Source organism: Streptomyces sp. NBC_00162, assembly GCF_024611995.1.
In the GTDB taxonomy this organism is placed as follows: domain Bacteria; phylum Actinomycetota; class Actinomycetes; order Streptomycetales; family Streptomycetaceae; genus Streptomyces.
Genome location: NZ_CP102509.1, coordinates 3,326,614 through 3,341,899, shown reverse-complemented (window position 1 = coordinate 3,341,899; position 15,286 = coordinate 3,326,614). Strand labels below are relative to the sequence as shown.

The window sequence follows — 15,286 nt, the reverse complement described above, 5'->3', positions numbered from 1 at the left end:
CAGTGGATTCGTACGGCGAGCGAGCGGATCCGGACAGCGGTCAGGCCGGGGCGAGCCACAGGTCCGGGCCGAACACCTCGTAGTGGATGTCGGCGGCCGGCACGCCCTTGGCCAGCAGCTGCTCGCGCACAGAGCGCATGAAGGGCAGCGGTCCGCAGAGGTAGGCACGGGTGCCGGGCGAGACCGGTACGGCGGTCAGGTCGAGGCGTCCCGTGCCGTCGCCCGGCTCGGCCGACTCCTCGTACCAGAACCGGGCCGACGCGTCGGCCAGCTTGTGCGTGAGCGCCCGGTGGTCGCCGCGGAGCGGGTGGTCGGCCGGGGACCGGTCGGCGTGCAGGACGGTCACCGGGGCGCTGTGCCCGGTCTCGGCGAGGTGTTCCAGCATCGAGAGCATCGGGGTGCAGCCGATGCCGGCCGAGGCGAGCAGGACCGGGGCGGTGGAGTCACGGAGGACCAGGTCGCCGTACGGGGCCGAGACCCGCAGGGTGTCGCCTGCCCGGACCCGGGCGTGGAGGTGGTTCGAGACCTCGCCGTCCGGGCCCGCCGCGGCCGGACCGTGGACCCGCTTGACGGTGATCGCGCGGACCGGGGAGCCGGGGGCGGTGGAGAGGCTGTACTGGCGTATCTGGCGGGCGCCGTCGGGGAGTTCGACCTGCACCGAGACGTACTGGCCGGGCTTGAAGGCGGGCGCCGGAGCCCCGTCGGCGGGGGTCATCCGGAACGTGGTGCAGTCCGCGGTCTCCTCGACTCGGCCGGTGACGGTCCACTCGCGCCACACGTCCCCGGCGACGATCCGCTGCTCGGCGTAGAGGCGCTCCTCGATGGCGATGAGGGCGTTGGCCATCAGCCAGTAGACCTCGTTCCAGGCTTCGGCGACCGCGGGGGTGACCGCCTCGCCCAGGATCTCGGCGATCGCCTCGAAGAGGTGCCGGTGGACGACCGGGTACTGCTCGCGGGTGACGCCCAGGGAGGCGTGCTTGTGGGCGATGCGGCCCAGCATCACGTCGGGGCGGGTGTCCGGGTGCGCGACGAGGTGGGTCGCGAAGGCGGCGATGGAGCCGGCCAGGGCCTGCTTCTGGAGGCCGGCGTTCTGGTTGCCCCGGTTGAAGAGGTCGCGCAGGAGTTCCGGGTGGGCCGCGAACAGCTTCGTGTAGAAGAGCTCCGTGATCTCGCCGATCGCCGCGCCCACGGCGGGCAGGGTGGCTCGTACGGTCGCGGTCGACTTCTCGGAAAGCATCGGGACTCCTCGCGAAATGGAATTGGTATATGAGATGCATGTTTTTGAACGCGGGTCCGCCATGGTGCGGACTTCCGTTCGAACTGCCGTCGGGGGCAGCCTAGGCAGGCCGGACGCCGCTGCGAATCGGCCATTCGGCCCTGGGTGTCAGGGTCTTTCGGCCCCCGCCGGCGAACTGCCCGAGATGCCCAGCAGGAGCGGTCCGGTCGGGGCTGCCACCAGGTCGTTCACCGTCAGCGGGTCCAGAGCGGCGAAGAAGGCCTCCTGGGCCCGGCGCAGTGCGCCGCGCAGCACGCAACCGCCGCGCAGCGGGCAGGGGGTGGCGCCGTCGCAGTCCACGACATCGCCCGCGCCCTCCAGTTCGCGCACCACCCCGCCCACCGAGGCGTCGCGCCCGGCAGGGGTCAGGGTGAGCCCGCCGCCGCGGCCGCGCCGCGCCTCGACTAGGCCGAGATGCTGCAGCCTGGCGACCACTTTCGCCGTGTGGGTGTACGGGACCTCCATGGTCGCCGCGACCTCGCGCGTCGTGGGGAGGGCTGCCGCGTCGGCGTCCGTGACGGCCAGGCGCATCAGGACGCGCAGGGCGAGGTCGGTGAATCGGGTCAGCCGCATGCGTCCACCGTAGAAAACTTGCATCCACAATGCAAAATATGACGCCCGCGGTGGGGTGCGGTGGCTGAAACCGGTGGGTCCAGAGGGGCGCGTGGGAAGGAGGTGGACCCAGAAGAGTGCCCCACGCCCAGACGGAGTAGTCCCATCCTTTTGTGTAATGGTCCCATCACGTTCCGCACTGGAAGGCTGCATCCCGCAGAGTCATGGAGTGATCGAAAGGGATACACATGTCGGTCCAGGCAGGTTCCGAGACCCAGACGCCGCAGCGCAGTCTGGGGACATCGGCCGCGCGGAACTTGGCGACCACGACCAAGTCCGCGCCGCAGATGCAGGAGATCACCTCCCGGTGGCTGCTGAAGACGCTCCCGTGGGTTTCCGTGCAGGGCGGCACGTACCGCGTCAACCGACGGCTGAGCTACTCGGTCGGCGACGGGCGCGTGGAGTTCATCAAGACCGGGACCCAGGTCCAGGTGATCCCGGCCGAGCTCGGCGAGCTCCCGCTGCTGCGGGAGTACGAAGACCTCGAGGTGCTCGGCGAACTCGCCCAGCGGTGCCGGCAGATCGACTTCGAGGCCGGCCAGGAGCTCACCTCCTTCGGCAGCCCCTCCGACCAGGTCTTCCTCCTCGCCCACGGCCGCATCGACCAGGTCGGCCCGGGCCCCTACGGGGACGACGCAGTCCTCCAGACCGTCGCCGACGGCGCGTACTTCGGTGAGGACTCCCTCGCCGACGAAGAGGCGATCTGGGAGTACACCGCCCGCGCCGCCACCTCCGGAACCGCGCTCGTCCTGTCCCGGCAGGACTTCCAGCTGCTCGCCGACCGCGTGGACTCGCTGCGCGAGCACGTGGAGCACGTACGGACGCTGCCCGCCCAGCGCACCAACAAGTACGGCGAGGCGGCCATCGACCTCTCCGCCGGCCACCAGGGCGAGGCCGTGCTCCCCGGCACCTTCGTGGACTACGACGCCCACCCGCGCGAGTACGAACTCTCCATTGCACAAACGGTCCTGCGGGTGCACACGCGCGTCGCCGACCTGTACAACCAGCCGATGAACCAGACCGAGCAGCAGTTGCGGCTCACGGTCGAGGCGCTGCGCGAGCGCCAGGAGCACGAGATGCTCAACAACCGCGACTTCGGCCTGCTCCACAACACCGACTACGACCAGCGCATCCAGCCGCACGACGGCGCGCCCAGCCCCGACGACATGGACCAGCTGCTCAGCATGCGGCGCGGCTCCAAGTTCTTCCTCGCGCACCCCAAGGCCATCGCCGCCTTCGGCCGCGAGTGCAACAAGCGCGGGCTGTACCCGGAGCCGGTCGACATCGGCGGCCATCACGTGCCGGCCTGGCGCGGGGTGCCGATCTTCCCGAGCAACAAGATCCCGATCAGCGACGCCCGCACCACGTCCATCCTGTGCATGCGTACCGGCGAGGAGGAGCAGGGCGTGATCGGCCTGCACCAGCCGGGCATCCCGGACGAGATCGAGCCGAGCCTGTCGGTCCGCTTCATGGGGATCAGCGAGCAGGCGATCATCTCGTACCTGGTCACCGCCTACTTCTCCGCCGCGGTGCTGGTGCCGGACGCGCTCGGCGTACTGGAGAACGTCGAGATCGGCCGCTGGCGCTGAGGCGGCCGGCCGAAGAGCGTCGGGGACACGGACACGCCATGGCGACCACCGAGGCGATCGCGACCGGTGAGGGTCAGGAGGCCGCGGCCCTGCTGGAACGGACAAGAGAAACGGTTAACCCGGAACTGCGCCGGACGGTCGAGAGCCTGCCCGGTTCCATGCGGCGCGTCGCGATGTACCACTTCGGCTGGGAGCACGCGGACGGCACACCGGCCGCGGGCAACGCCGGAAAGGCCATCCGGCCGGCCCTGGTGCTGGCCGCGGCCCAGGCCCTGCAAGGGCAAGGGCACGGGCACGGGCAAGCGTCGGGCGGGCAGGTGGGCGACGCCGTCCGGGCGGCGGCGGCCGTGGAGCTGGCGCACAACTTCACGCTGCTGCACGACGACGTCATCGACAAGGACACCCGGCGGCGCGGCCGGGCCACGGCCTGGACCGTCTTCGGGATACCGGACGCGATCATCACGGGCGACGCGATGATGGCGCTGGCGCTGCGCCTGCTCGCGGAGGATCCGCATCCGGCGTCGGCGGAGGCCTCGGCGCGGCTCGCGGCCTGCGTCATCGAGCTGTGCGCGGGCCAGCAGGCGGACTGTGCCTTCGAGCAGCGCGCGTACGTCTCGCTCGACGAGTGTCTGACCATGGCGACGGCCAAGACGGGGGCCCTGCTGGGCTGCGCCTGCGCCCTGGGCGCGCTGTACGCGGGCGCCGGGCCGGACGAGGCCGACGCGATGGACGCCTTCGGGCGGGAGGCGGGTCTGGCCTTCCAGCTGATCGACGACCTGATCGGCATCTGGGGGGATCCGGGGCACACCGGCAAGCCCGCCGGGGCCGATCTGCTCGCCCGCAAGAAGTCCCTGCCGGTGGTGGCCGCCCTCACCTCGGGCACCGAGGCGGGGGAGGAACTGGCCGCCCTGTACGCGGGCCCCATGAGCGGGGACGACGTGCGCAAGGCCGCCGACGCGGTGGACCGGGCCGGCGGTCGGGACTGGGCGCAGGCCCACGCCGCCGACCGGATGGGCCGGGCCGTGCAGCAGCTGTCCCGGGCCGTACCGGACCTCGGGGCGGCGGGCGGGCTGCTGGCTCTCGCGGAGTTCGTGACGCGCCGGACACGGTGAGGGGGTCCGGTTCCGGCGCCGACGGGTGCCGGAACCGGGCTGTCCGCGCATCGGGCCCAACTCTAGGATCGCTCAAGGTTGTTGATGATTGAGCGAAGGGTGAGGCCCATGGGGCTGGACATACGTCAGGCGGATCAGTCGGACCGGGACGCGGTGGCGCGGCTGCTCGACGAGGCCTTCCGGACCGACCCGGTGAGCAGCTGGGTCTTCCCGGACCCCGAGCACCGGGCCGCGGTGCACGGCAAGTTCCTCGGGGTGTTCGTGGACGTGGCGCTGGCCGAGGGCCGGATCGACTACGCGGTGGACGGTTCCGCGGCCGCGCTGTGGCTGCGGATCCCGGCGGGCGATCAGGAGGGGGAGGCCGTCGAGGATGAGGTCCCGGCGAGGATGCGGGCCGAGGCCGACCCCGACAACGAGCGGTGCGAGCTGGTCGGCCGGCTCACGGGCGCGGTGCACCCGACGGCGGAGGAGCACGAGTACCTCCTGATGATCGCGGTCGCCCCGGGCCGGCAGGGGGAGGGGCTGGGCAGCGAGTTGATGCGGCCCGTGCTGGAGCGCTGCGACCGGGAGGGCGTGCCGGCGTACCTGGAGGCGAGCAGCGAGCGCAGCAAGGGGCTGTACGAGCGGCTCGGCTGGGAGTTCACGGGCGAGGCGGTCAGGCTCCCGGACGGTCCGCTGATGTGGCCGATGTGGCGCAAACCGCGCGGGTAGTCGCGGGGTCGCCGCGGGGCGGCGACGGGGCTGTTTGCGTAACCACTTCATCTGAAGTACTTTATTTGACGTGCCTCGGTGTGGTGGCTCCCCCAGCTACCGCTGGGAGGTACCCCCCTGTCGAACGGAAGAGAAACCGCTTGCGCAAGCTCACGTACCTCGTCGCCACGTCCGCCGACGGCTTCATCGCCGACCCGGACGGAGACGGCGACTTTTTCAACCGGTGGCTGGACGCGGACTACTCCGGCGCCATGTTCGGGGAGTTCCCGGAGACGGTGCCCACGCACGTCCGGGCGTCCCTGGGTGTCGAGGGGGTGGAAGGAAAGCACTTCGACGCGGTCGTGATGGGGCGCGGCACCTACGACCCGGGGCTCAGGCTGGGGATCACCAGCCCGTACTCCCATCTGGCCCAATACGTCGCCTCCCGCTCCCTCGGCACCTCGCCCGACCCGGCCGTGGAGATCGTCTCGGGCGACGTGCCGGATCGGGTGCGGAAGCTGAAGGAGCAGCCGGGTCTGGGGATCTGGCTCGCCGGCGGCGCGGACCTGGCCGGACAGCTGGTCGAGGAGATCGACGAGTTCGTGGTCAAGACGTACCCGGTGTTCGCCGGATCCGGCATCCCGATGTCGCGCGCCGGCTTCGGGATCCGCGAGCTGGAGCTGACCGACCTCAAGCGCTTCGGCGGAGGCCAGGTCGTGACCACGTACGCGCGCAGGCGCTGACTCCGCCGGACGCGCGAAACCGGCCTACCGTGGAGGTATGGCCGGTGACGAGCAGCAGCACGCGCAGGAGACGGTAGCCCCGCATGCCGGGCACGAGCAGCAGATGTGCCCGGTATGCGGGAGCCCCGTCGATACGCTGATCAGAAGGCGCAAGTCCCTCGGGATCTTCATTCCGGAGTGGGTGGCGGGTTCCTGCCGGAACCCGGACTGCCCGCGGTACGTGGCTCCGGAGGGGGCCCGGCCCTAGCCAGGCCCGGCCCGGCCCGGCCCCGGTCCGGTCCTTCCTAGCCCTTCGTGTCCAGGCCGGAGGCGACGAGGCCGTTGGCCCACAGCTGGTTGACGCGCGCCCGCTCGGTGCTGTTCGGGGTGGCGTTCTGGCACGAGGTGCCCGGGCCGCCGCCCGACATCAGCTCGCTGCACGGACCCGAGTAGTGGTCCGGAAGACCCAGCACGTGACCGGTCTCGTGTGAGGTCACCCGGGTGGAGTTGTACTGCTGGTTCTGCCGGTAGTCGAGGAAGATGTAGCCCCGGCCGTGGCCGTCCGTGCTCGCGTACGAACCGCGCGAGTCGTTGCCCTCGCGGTACGAGAAGTTCCCGCCGGAGGAGACCTCCTGCAGTTTGACGTTGGTCACCGAGCTGTTCCAGATCTGCGTGGAGCGGGCTATCTGGGTGCGGAAGCTCGGCGCGTTGCGGGTGTTGTAGGTGACGGTCACGGCCAGGATGCCCGGGTTCGCGGCGCGCTGCTCGGCGACCGAGCGCTGAACGGCCTCGAAGAAGGCCTTGTTGGCGGCCTGGTTCTCCTGCGAGTTGTCGTACGCCGCGTAGCTCGCGGGAGTGCCGGCGGGGGCGGTGGCGGCGGTGGCGGTGGGGACGACGCCGAGGGCGGCGGCGAGGCCGAGGCCGATGGTGGTGGCCAGAACGGCCTTACGGGAGTGGCGCATGTGGGGGAGCTCCTACTCGTCCGGTGCGGTGGGGGGTGGTCGTTCGAACCGGAGTCTGAGGGAGCGGAAGTGCCCGGCGGATGATGTCACTCCCCGATAGCGCGGGCCTATCGGGGAGATTTCGACAGAGCAACTGGTATGAGAATGGCGGGATTAGGGGGGCTATCGGTGGCTGGTGTTGTCCCCCGGCCGCGGCCTACCCTCGGGACATGGAGCTTGAGGTCAGGCACCTGCGCGCGCTGTGCGCCATCGCCGACGCCGGGAGTCTGCACAAGGCCGCCCGGCACCTCGGCGTGAGCCAGCCCTCCCTCACGACCCAGCTGCGCCGTATCGAACGGGCCCTGGACGGCGAGCTGTTCCTGCGCGACCGGACCGGCTGCCGGCCCACCCCCTTCGGGCGCACCGTACTGGGCCGGGCCCGTCCGCTGCTCGCCGAGATGGCCGCGCTGGTGGCGGAGGCCCGGGCGCTGGCGCACGGGCCGCGGCTGCGGATCGGCTCCACGGCCAGCCGTGCGCTGCCGGGCTGGCTCCGGCGGATCCACCGGCGGCTTCCGGACACCGAGACCTCGCTGGTGGTGGACGTGTCGGCCAACGCGCTGCTGAGGATGGTGGCTTCGGGACAACTGGACGTGGCCTTCGTGCACGAGGTAGAGGGCAGTCCGCTGCGGGTGCCGGCCGGGCTGCAGCTGCACGTGCTGATGGAGCGCGAGCCGCAGTTCGTGTCGATGTCCCGGGACCATCCGGCCGCCGGGCAGGCGGTGGTGTCCTTACGGGACCTGGCCGACGACCGCTGGATGGTGGACCCGTCGGTCGACGGCGAATGGGACGGCCTGCGGAGGGTCTTCGCCGGTGCGGGGCTGGACCCGCCGGTGCTGCACGCCGACTACCACACCGCGAGCTCGCTGATCGTCTCCGGCGAGGCGGTGGCTCCCTGCCAGCCGACCTCCGGGCCGCGCGAGGACATGGCGATCCGGCCGCTGTCCGGCGACCCCCTCGCCGTGCGGCTGCTCCTGGCGACCCGGCCCGGCGCCCATGCGGAGGTCTACGAGGACCTCCGCGCCGCCTATCGCGAGGCGGCCCTGCGCACGCCCCCGTACCGGGCATGGCTCCACCACCACGCGAGCCCGCTCCTGGAGGCGGCGTAGCCCTGCGGCACCGCTGCTGGGGCTCCGCCGGTGGGCTCCGCCGGACGCAGGCCGGACCGGTGCGGCGCCGCTGCTGGGGCTCCGCCCCAGACCCCGCGCCTCAAACTCCCCCAGCTACCGCTGGGAGGGGCCCCCAGGCGGGGCTGGATTTTGGCTGATGCCGTCCGGCTGGCACAACCCAGCCTCGCCGGCGTTTGAGTGGGGGTCCCCCCGGACGGAGTCTGGGGGAGGGTCCGGGCGGAGCCCGGTTTCTGGGGGCACCTCCCAGCGGTAGCTGGGGGAGAAGGGGCGGGGCGGGGGAAGCCCCGCGCAGCGGCCCCGGCCTGGTCAGCGGGACCGGCGGGCGTGGTCGTACGCCAGGGACGGGGCACCCTGGGCCGTCAGGACGGCCCCGGCCGCCGCCCAGCCGGGGCTGCGCCGGCGGACCGACTCCCGCAGCCGGTCGGCGGGCTCTCCCGGGGTCAGCCCGTCCGGCTCGCCGTCCGGCCGGCCCCGCTCGTCCCACTCGTACGCGGCGGCGCACCGGAACCCGCTCGCCGGAGATCGGCATGCCCACACCTCAAGGTAAATCGCCTCAATTGGCTCAGAGCGGGGATCTCGGCGGCATGCTTGACTTCCCCCAACCGCGATATATCGTGTTACTCAGAAGACGCGATATGTTGCGTGCGTCGAGTCCCGTCCGTGAACGCACGAGGAGGATCAGCCCCATGGCCGAGCAGGCGTCGCAGTCGACGTGGCACATCGCCGAAGCGCAGAAGCTCACCTTCGAGGAGCCCGTGACCAGGCTCCGCGTCCGCCTCGTGAGCGGCACGGTGAACGTGATCGCCGCCGAGGAGGGCCCCGCCCGCCTGGAGGTGACCGAGGTCGACGGACCGCCCCTGTACGTGGTGCAGGAGGGCGGCACCCTCACCGTCTCCTACGAGGACCTGCCCTGGAACGGGTCCCAGGGCTTCAAGAAGTGGTGGGAGGCCAAGCCCTGGAAGGCCTGGTCGAGTTCCGCCTCCGGCCGCAAGGCGTGGGAGCGCAGTGCCGCCGTCACCCTCACCGTCCCCGCCACCACGCACGTGGAGGTGGCCGTGGTCGACGCGACCTCCTTCGTCTCCGGAATCTCCGGCGGCACCGAGGTGAACGCGGTCTCCGGCGGCGCCACGCTGTCCGGGCTGTCGGGCAAGGTCAAGGCGCACACCGTCTCCGGCAACGTCGAGGCCCAGTCCGTCACCGGCGACCTCGGCTTCCACTCGGTGTCCGGCGACCTGACGGTCGTCGACGGCGCGGGCGTGAGCGTACGGGGCGACTCGGTCAGCGGCGACATGCTCATCGACCTGGACCTCGACCCGTCCGCCCCGCGTCCGGTGGACATCGCGGTGAACTCCGTGTCCGGCCAGGTCGCCATCCGCCTGCCGCACCCCGCCGACGCCCGCGTGGAGGCCAACACCGCCACCGGCGGCGTCTCCAACGCCTTCGAGGACCTGCGGGTCTCCGGCCAGCTGGGCTCCAAGCGGATCACCGGAACCCTCGGCTCGGGCACCGGCACCCTGCGCGCCACCACGGTCTCGGGAGCGATCGCACTGCTGCGCCGCCCCCCGGCCGACACCGACGGCACGGCCTCCGCCCCCACCCCGCTCGCGCTCGACAAGAAGGTGCTCTGACATGCCGCCCGTCTTCGCCCACGGCCGCCTCCGCCTCTACCTCCTCAAGCTGCTGGACGAGGCTCCGCGGCACGGGTACGAGGTGATCCGACTGCTGGAGGAGCGTTTCCAGGGCCTGTACGCGCCCTCTGCGGGCACGGTGTACCCGCGGCTGGCCAAGCTGGAGGCCGAGGGCCTGGTCACGCACGCCACCGAAGGCGGGCGCAAGGTGTACTCGATCACCGAGGCGGGCCGGGCCGAACTGGCCGACCGCGGCGGCGAACTCGCCGACCTGGAGCTGGAGATCCGCGACTCGGTCACCGAACTGGCCGCCGAGATCCGCGACGACGTCCGGGGTGCGGCCGGTGACCTGCGGCGCGAGATGCGGGCGGCGGCCTCCGCGTCGGCGACGAGGGTCGACGACGAGTCCTGGAAGACGATCAAGGAGGAGATGAGCAAGGCCCGGCAGGAGTGGAAGGAGCAGGCTCGGCGGGCGAAGGACGAGAGCCGCCGGGCCCGCGAGGAGGCCCAGCAGGCCCGCCGTCAGGCCAAGGAGGCCCAGGAGCGGGCCCGTGAGGAGGTCCAGCGCATCGCGGGCCAGCTCCAGGAGCAGTTTGCCAAGTCGGGCGGGGTCCTGGGCAGTCTGGCCGGAGCCTGGCTCGGCGGCGGTACGACGCCGACCGCGCCGACCCAGCCGAGCGCGCCGGCCGACTCCGCGGCGCCCCCGGTGGCCGACACCGGCTGGGCCGAGGACCTGACCCCCACCGGCGACCCGGCCAGGGACCTGGACCGGCTGCTGGACCGTTTCCGTGACGACGTCCGCGACGCGGCCCGCGACCACGGGGTGTCCGCGGCCCAGCTGGCCGAGGCCCGCGCCCACCTCGCCGCGGCGGCCTCCCGCCTCAAGGCCGCTCTCAACGGTGCGTGACTAGGCTGCCAGGCCCGTCTCCGCGGTCGCGTACGTGACGCCGTGGTCCGTCAGGACCTCGGCGACCGTGCCGGGGCGGGAGAGCAGTGCCAGTAGCAGGTGCGGGGCGGCGATGCGGCGGTCCTTGCGGCCCAGGGCGATCCGCAGGGACTGTTCCAGGACCTTCTTCGCGCCCTGGGTGAAGGGGACGTGCCGCGTCCGCCGCCGGGGGGCCGCCGGGGACAGCGCGCCCTCGCCGTGGGCCTCCTCGACGCGGGAGACGATCTCAGAGAGGTCGATGCCGAGCCCGGCCAGCGCCTCCTCGTCCGCCCTGGACATGCCGCCCCGGCGGCGGGCCGCGGCGAGGTCCGCGGCCACCGCCGCACGGTCGACGCCCAGGAAGTCCAAGGCGCCCCGGGACAGCAGGGCGAGCAGCAGGTGTTCCTCGGTGACCGTGGCGGATCCGGCCTGCCGGGCCTCGGCCGCGGCGCCCGTCACGGTGTCGCGGGCCTCGGTCGTGAAGCGTTCGAACATCAAAGCCTCCCGTGCTTCTTGTGCACGGCCTGCCGGCTGACGCCCAGCTCGGCCGCGATCTCCTGCCAGGACCATCCCTGCGTGCGGGCACTGCGTACCTGTACGGCCTCCAGCTGCTCCAGCAGTCTGCGGAGGGCGGCCACGGCACGCAGGCCCACACGCGGGTCGCGGTCGCCGGCCCGCTCGGCGAGGTCGGTAGCTTCCGTCATGGATGTCAATGTAGGTTGACGCGGGAGGGGGTGTCAACCCTTATTGACGCCCGGGTGCGGGCTACGGGGTGAGGACGATCTTCCCGAAGAGGTCGCCCGACGCGAGCTTCTCGAACCCCTCGCGCGCCCGGTCCAGCGGCAGCACCTCGTCGATGACCGGCCGCACCCCGGTGGTCGCGCAGAACGACAGCAGGTCCTCCAGCTCGTCCTTCGAGCCCATCGTCGAGCCGACCACCTTCAGCTCCAGGAAGAAGATCCGGGTCAGCTCGGCGTGCTCCGGGCGGTCGCCGCTCGTGGCGCCGGAGATGACCAGGGTGCCGCCCGGGCGCAGGGACTTCACCGAGTGCGACCAGGTGGCCGCGCCCACCGTCTCGATCACCGCGTCCACCCTCTGCGGCAGCCGCGCGCCGGGCTCGTACGCCTCCAGGGCGCCCAGTTCCACCGCCCGCTTGCGCTTGGCCTCGTCCCGGCTGGTGGCGAAGACGCGCAGGCCGGCCGCCTTGCCGAGGACGATGGCGGCGGTGGCCACCCCGCCGCCGGCGCCCTGGACGAGGACGGAGTCCCCGGGGCGGACCCCGGCGTTGGTGAACAGCATCCGGTACGCCGTCAGCCAGGCCGTCGGCAGACACGCGGCCTCCTCGAACGAGAGCCCGGCGGGCTTGCGCAGGACGTTCCAGGCGGGCACGGTGACCTGCTCGGCGAAGGTCCCCTGGTAGCGCTCGGTCAGGATCGAGCGGGGCTCGTCCGGGCCGACTCCGTGACCGCTCTGGCCGATCACGGAGTGCAGGACGACCTCGTTGCCGTCCTGGTCGGTCCCGGCGGCGTCGCAGCCGAGGATCATCGGGAGTTTGTCCTGGCCGAGGCCCACCCCGCGCAGCGACCACAGGTCGTGGTGGTTGAGCGAGGCGGCCTTGACGTTCACGGTCACCCACCCGGGGCGGGCCTCGGGAGCGGGGCGCTCACCCAGCTCCAGGCCGTTCAGCGGGTGGTCACGGTCGATTCGGGCGGCATAGGCAGCGAACATGCCGCGACGCTACCGCTGGGTAGGCCGGGGTTCCAGCCCCTCCGGGACCGGGACGGTGAGGTCTTCGTCGCACCGGGCGAGCGGCGCGTAAAAAAGGCAGCGGCCCGGCCGGATGGATCCGGCCGGGCCGCTGCCCGTACAGCTTGTTGCGGAGATCAGGCCAGGCGGGCCACGCCGTCGGCCTTCGCCGCGGCGGCGACGGCCGAGGAGACGGCCTCCGCGACGCGCGGGTCGAACGGCGACGGGATCACGTAGTCGGCGGCGAGCTCGTCACCCACGACGCCGGCGATGGCGTCGGCGGCGGCGATCTTCATGCCCTCGGTGATCCGGGTGGCGCGCACCTTGAGGGCGCCCGCGAAGATGCCCGGGAAGGCCAGCACGTTGTTGATCTGGTTCGGGAAGTCCGAGCGGCCCGTGGCCACGACCGCCGCGTACTTGTGCGCGACGTCCGGGTGGACCTCCGGGTTCGGGTTGGCCATGGCGAAGACGAACGCGTCCTTCGCCATCGAGGCCACCGCCGCCTCGGGGACCGTGCCGCCGGAGACGCCGATGAAGACGTCCGCGCCCGCGAGGGCCTTCTCCAGCGAGCCGGTCTGGCCCGTCTTGTTGGTCAGGCCCGCGATCTCCGCCTTGACGTCCGTCAGGTCCGAGCGGTCGGCCGAGACGACGCCCTTGCGGTCCGTCACGCACACATCGCCGATGCCCGCGTCCACCAGGATCTTGGCGATGGCGATGCCCGCGGCGCCCGCACCCGAGATCACGGCGCGCAGGTCGCCGAGCGTGCGCCCGGTGAGCTTCGCGGCGTTGCGCAGCGCGGCCAGCGTGACGATGGCCGTGCCGTGCTGGTCGTCGTGGAAGATCGGGATGTCGAGCGCCTCCTGAAGGCGGCGCTCGATCTCGAAGCAGCGGGGCGCGGAGATGTCCTCCAGGTTCACCCCGCCGAAGGACGGCGCGAGACGGATGACCGTCTCGATGATCTCGTCCGTGTCCTTGGTCGCGAGCGCGATCGGAACCGCGTCCACGCCGCCGAACTGCTTGAAGAGAATGGCCTTGCCCTCCATCACGGGGAGGGAGGCCTCGGGACCGATGTCACCGAGCCCGAGCACGGCCGTGCCGTCGGTGACGACGGCGACCACGTTGGACTTCCAGGTGTACTCGTTCACCAGGTCCGGCTGCTCGGCGATGGCGCTGCACACCTTCGCCACGCCGGGGGTGTACGCGAGGGACAGGTCGTCCTTGTTGTTGACCGGCACCGTGGCCTGGATGGCCATCTTGCCGCCCCGGTGCAGCGCGAACACCGCGTCCGGGTTGTTGTCCGTCGCGCTGTCAGTGTGAGGGTTGACGATCTCCGCTGCCACTTTGTGTGACCCCTTAAGTCCTTTGAATCGTTGAGGGTGGCCACTCCTGGTTAAGGGGTGGGCGGGCACCGCGTTCGTACTCCGCATCGACGGTTGGACCGCCTCCGCGGAGGGGAGGTTCGTACGCGCGGGCGCGCCGCACGCGCGCCCTGAGCCCCGGATGAGGGGTGTAAGGATCTGTTCTACCGGATGAACGCTCACCCAGACGAGTCGATTCCGGCTCGACCATAGGCTGCTTGTCATGGTTTTGGCTAAAAGTCCAAACCCTTGTGTCCAATGGGCGAGACGCGCCGCAAATAGTGAGCCCAAACGGGCTGGTCACGGCGTTTTGTGCGGCTCCGAGGGCCCTTGCCCGCAGTCCTGTTGGGTCGTCGGGCGTGTCCGTTATCTGATTTTGACCTCACGGGCACCCTGAATGCGGCAGTCCGAATGGCAAGATGCCGTAATCACACAAGGTCGCGACACTCGATGGTGCGTGCCCGACCATTTTTCGGTGCTTTTCCACCAGCCGGAGGAACCCGCTCATGACCGCAAGCATCACCCGTCGTACGACCGCCGCACGGTCCCGGATCGCCGCGGTCGGCGCGATCGCGGTCGCCGGCGCCCTGATCCTCACCGGCTGTGGCGACCAGACGGACAAGGCCTCCACGACCCCGTCGGGCCAGGCGAACAACAGCAGCGCACCGCTCTTCTCGAAGCTTCCGAAGAAGATCCAGGACGCGGGTGTCATCAAGGTCGGTACGGACGCGACCTACGCTCCGATGGAGTTCACCGAGGGCGGCAAGATCGTCGGTGTCGACCCCGACGTGGCGGCGGCCCTGGCCAAGCAGCTCGGTGTGACGTTCAAGTTCGAGTCCGGCACCTTCGACACCCTGATCGGCAGCATGCAGACGGGCCGCAGCGACCTGGTCATGTCCTCGCTCACCGACACCAAGGCCCGTCAGGAGGGCCTGGACGACAAGGGCGCCAAGACCGGTGCCGGTGTCGACTTCGTCGACTACTTCTCCGCCTCGACCGGCATCCTGGTCAAGAAGGGCAACCCCGAGGGCATCAAGACCCTCGACGACCTGTGCGGCAAGAAGGTCGCCGTCCAGCGCGGCACGACGTACGAGCAGTCCGCCAAGGACCAGTCCGAGAAGTGCAAGGCGGCCGGCAAGGGCGAGATCGGCATCGAGTCCTTCCCGACCGACGCCGAGGCCCAGACCCGCGTGAAGGCCGGCGGCGCCGTCGCCGACCTGAACGACTCCCCGGTCGCCGCGTACATCGCGCAGACCGCGGGCGGCGGCAACGACTTCGAGGCCATCGCCAACCCGACCGACGCCGGCCTCTTCGGCATCGCCGTGGACAAGAAGAACACCGAGCTGCGCGACGCGCTCAAGGAAGCCCTCGACGCGGTCATCAAGGACGGCACGTACAAGGCCGCCCTGGACAAGTGGAATGCGGGCTCCGGCGCCGTGACCGAAGCCAAGATCAACGCAGGCTCCTGATCTCCGCGCAGACCGCAGCACACTGAAGGGC

General features: G+C 71.3%; 16 protein-coding genes. 8 read left to right on the top strand and 8 right to left on the bottom strand.

All coding sequences use genetic code 11. The annotated features are described in order from the left end of the window. Positions 1 to 40 precede the first annotated feature (40 nt). Both JIW86_RS15275 and JIW86_RS15270 read right to left on the bottom strand, forming a co-directional pair. On the bottom strand, positions 41 to 1,237 hold the full coding sequence (locus JIW86_RS15275; protein ID WP_257554245.1) for a globin domain-containing protein: 1,197 nt from the start codon (positions 1,235 to 1,237) through the stop codon (positions 41 to 43). Positions 1,238 to 1,384: 147 nt separating this feature from the next. Next, entirely contained in the window at positions 1,385 to 1,849 is a 465-nt protein-coding gene (locus JIW86_RS15270; protein WP_257554244.1) for an RrF2 family transcriptional regulator, read from the bottom strand. 227 nt (positions 1,850 to 2,076) lie between these two features. Between JIW86_RS15270 and JIW86_RS15265 the strand changes: the two genes are divergently transcribed. From JIW86_RS15265 to JIW86_RS15250, 4 genes are all read left to right on the top strand, one after another. Next, complete coding sequence (locus tag JIW86_RS15265) at positions 2,077 to 3,477, top strand: family 2B encapsulin nanocompartment shell protein (protein WP_215146799.1); 1,401 nt, start codon at positions 2,077 to 2,079, stop codon at positions 3,475 to 3,477. A gap of 38 nt (positions 3,478 to 3,515) precedes the next feature. Beyond that, positions 3,516 to 4,589: a family 2 encapsulin nanocompartment cargo protein polyprenyl transferase gene (locus tag JIW86_RS15260; protein ID WP_257554243.1), complete on the top strand. Its 1,074-nt coding sequence runs from the start codon at positions 3,516 to 3,518 to the stop codon at positions 4,587 to 4,589. Positions 4,590 to 4,697: 108 nt separating this feature from the next. Beyond that, a complete protein-coding gene (locus tag JIW86_RS15255; RefSeq protein ID WP_257554242.1) occupies positions 4,698 to 5,300 on the top strand; it encodes a GNAT family N-acetyltransferase in 603 nt (200 codons plus the stop codon). Between the two features lie 140 nt (positions 5,301 to 5,440). Continuing rightward, complete coding sequence (locus tag JIW86_RS15250; RefSeq protein ID WP_257554241.1) at positions 5,441 to 6,022, top strand: dihydrofolate reductase family protein; 582 nt, start codon at positions 5,441 to 5,443, stop codon at positions 6,020 to 6,022. A gap of 284 nt (positions 6,023 to 6,306) precedes the next feature. Here the strand turns inward: JIW86_RS15250 and snpA are convergent, their stop codons facing one another. Further along, the gene (snpA, locus tag JIW86_RS15245) at positions 6,307 to 6,963 is read right to left on the bottom strand and encodes a snapalysin (protein ID WP_257554240.1); all 657 of its coding nucleotides are present in this window, start codon (positions 6,961 to 6,963) and stop codon (positions 6,307 to 6,309) included. A 209-nt stretch (positions 6,964 to 7,172) separates the two neighbouring features. Here snpA and JIW86_RS15240 point away from each other — a divergent pair, with 209 nt between their 5' ends. Then, positions 7,173 to 8,108, top strand: coding sequence for a LysR family transcriptional regulator (locus JIW86_RS15240; protein ID WP_215146804.1), 936 nt, complete (start codon positions 7,173 to 7,175; stop codon positions 8,106 to 8,108). Between the two features lie 327 nt (positions 8,109 to 8,435). Here the strand turns inward: JIW86_RS15240 and JIW86_RS15235 are convergent, their stop codons facing one another. Further along, complete coding sequence (locus tag JIW86_RS15235) at positions 8,436 to 8,666, bottom strand: hypothetical protein (RefSeq protein WP_257559644.1); 231 nt, start codon at positions 8,664 to 8,666, stop codon at positions 8,436 to 8,438. A gap of 149 nt (positions 8,667 to 8,815) precedes the next feature. Between JIW86_RS15235 and JIW86_RS15230 the strand changes: the two genes are divergently transcribed. Next, positions 8,816 to 9,757: a DUF4097 family beta strand repeat-containing protein gene (locus tag JIW86_RS15230; RefSeq protein ID WP_251065075.1), complete on the top strand. Its 942-nt coding sequence runs from the start codon at positions 8,816 to 8,818 to the stop codon at positions 9,755 to 9,757. A gap of 1 nt (position 9,758) precedes the next feature. Beyond that, a complete protein-coding gene (locus JIW86_RS15225) occupies positions 9,759 to 10,664 on the top strand; it encodes a helix-turn-helix transcriptional regulator (RefSeq protein ID WP_257554239.1) in 906 nt (301 codons plus the stop codon). Here the strand turns inward: JIW86_RS15225 and JIW86_RS15220 are convergent, their stop codons facing one another. The 4 genes from JIW86_RS15220 to JIW86_RS15205 all read right to left on the bottom strand — a co-directional run bounded on the left by JIW86_RS15220 (position 10,665) and on the right by JIW86_RS15205 (position 13,768). Next, positions 10,665 to 11,177 (bottom strand): Clp protease N-terminal domain-containing protein, encoded by a 513-nt coding sequence (locus JIW86_RS15220; RefSeq protein ID WP_257554238.1) that lies wholly within the window; start codon positions 11,175 to 11,177, stop codon positions 10,665 to 10,667. Next, positions 11,177 to 11,386 (bottom strand): helix-turn-helix domain-containing protein, encoded by a 210-nt coding sequence (locus JIW86_RS15215; RefSeq protein ID WP_257554237.1) that lies wholly within the window; start codon positions 11,384 to 11,386, stop codon positions 11,177 to 11,179. The genes JIW86_RS15220 and JIW86_RS15215 overlap by 1 nt, the downstream gene beginning before the upstream one ends. 61 nt (positions 11,387 to 11,447) lie before the next feature. Continuing rightward, positions 11,448 to 12,410 carry a zinc-binding dehydrogenase gene (locus JIW86_RS15210; protein WP_257554236.1) on the bottom strand — a complete coding sequence of 321 codons (963 nt, stop codon included), beginning with the start codon at positions 12,408 to 12,410 and terminating at the stop codon, positions 11,448 to 11,450. 155 nt (positions 12,411 to 12,565) lie between these two features. Continuing rightward, entirely contained in the window at positions 12,566 to 13,768 is a 1,203-nt protein-coding gene (locus JIW86_RS15205; protein ID WP_257554235.1) for an NAD(P)-dependent malic enzyme, read from the bottom strand. A 524-nt stretch (positions 13,769 to 14,292) separates the two neighbouring features. Between JIW86_RS15205 and JIW86_RS15200 the strand changes: the two genes are divergently transcribed. Then, positions 14,293 to 15,255 (top strand): ABC transporter substrate-binding protein, encoded by a 963-nt coding sequence (locus tag JIW86_RS15200; RefSeq protein WP_257554234.1) that lies wholly within the window; start codon positions 14,293 to 14,295, stop codon positions 15,253 to 15,255. Positions 15,256 to 15,286: the final 31 nt, after the last annotated feature.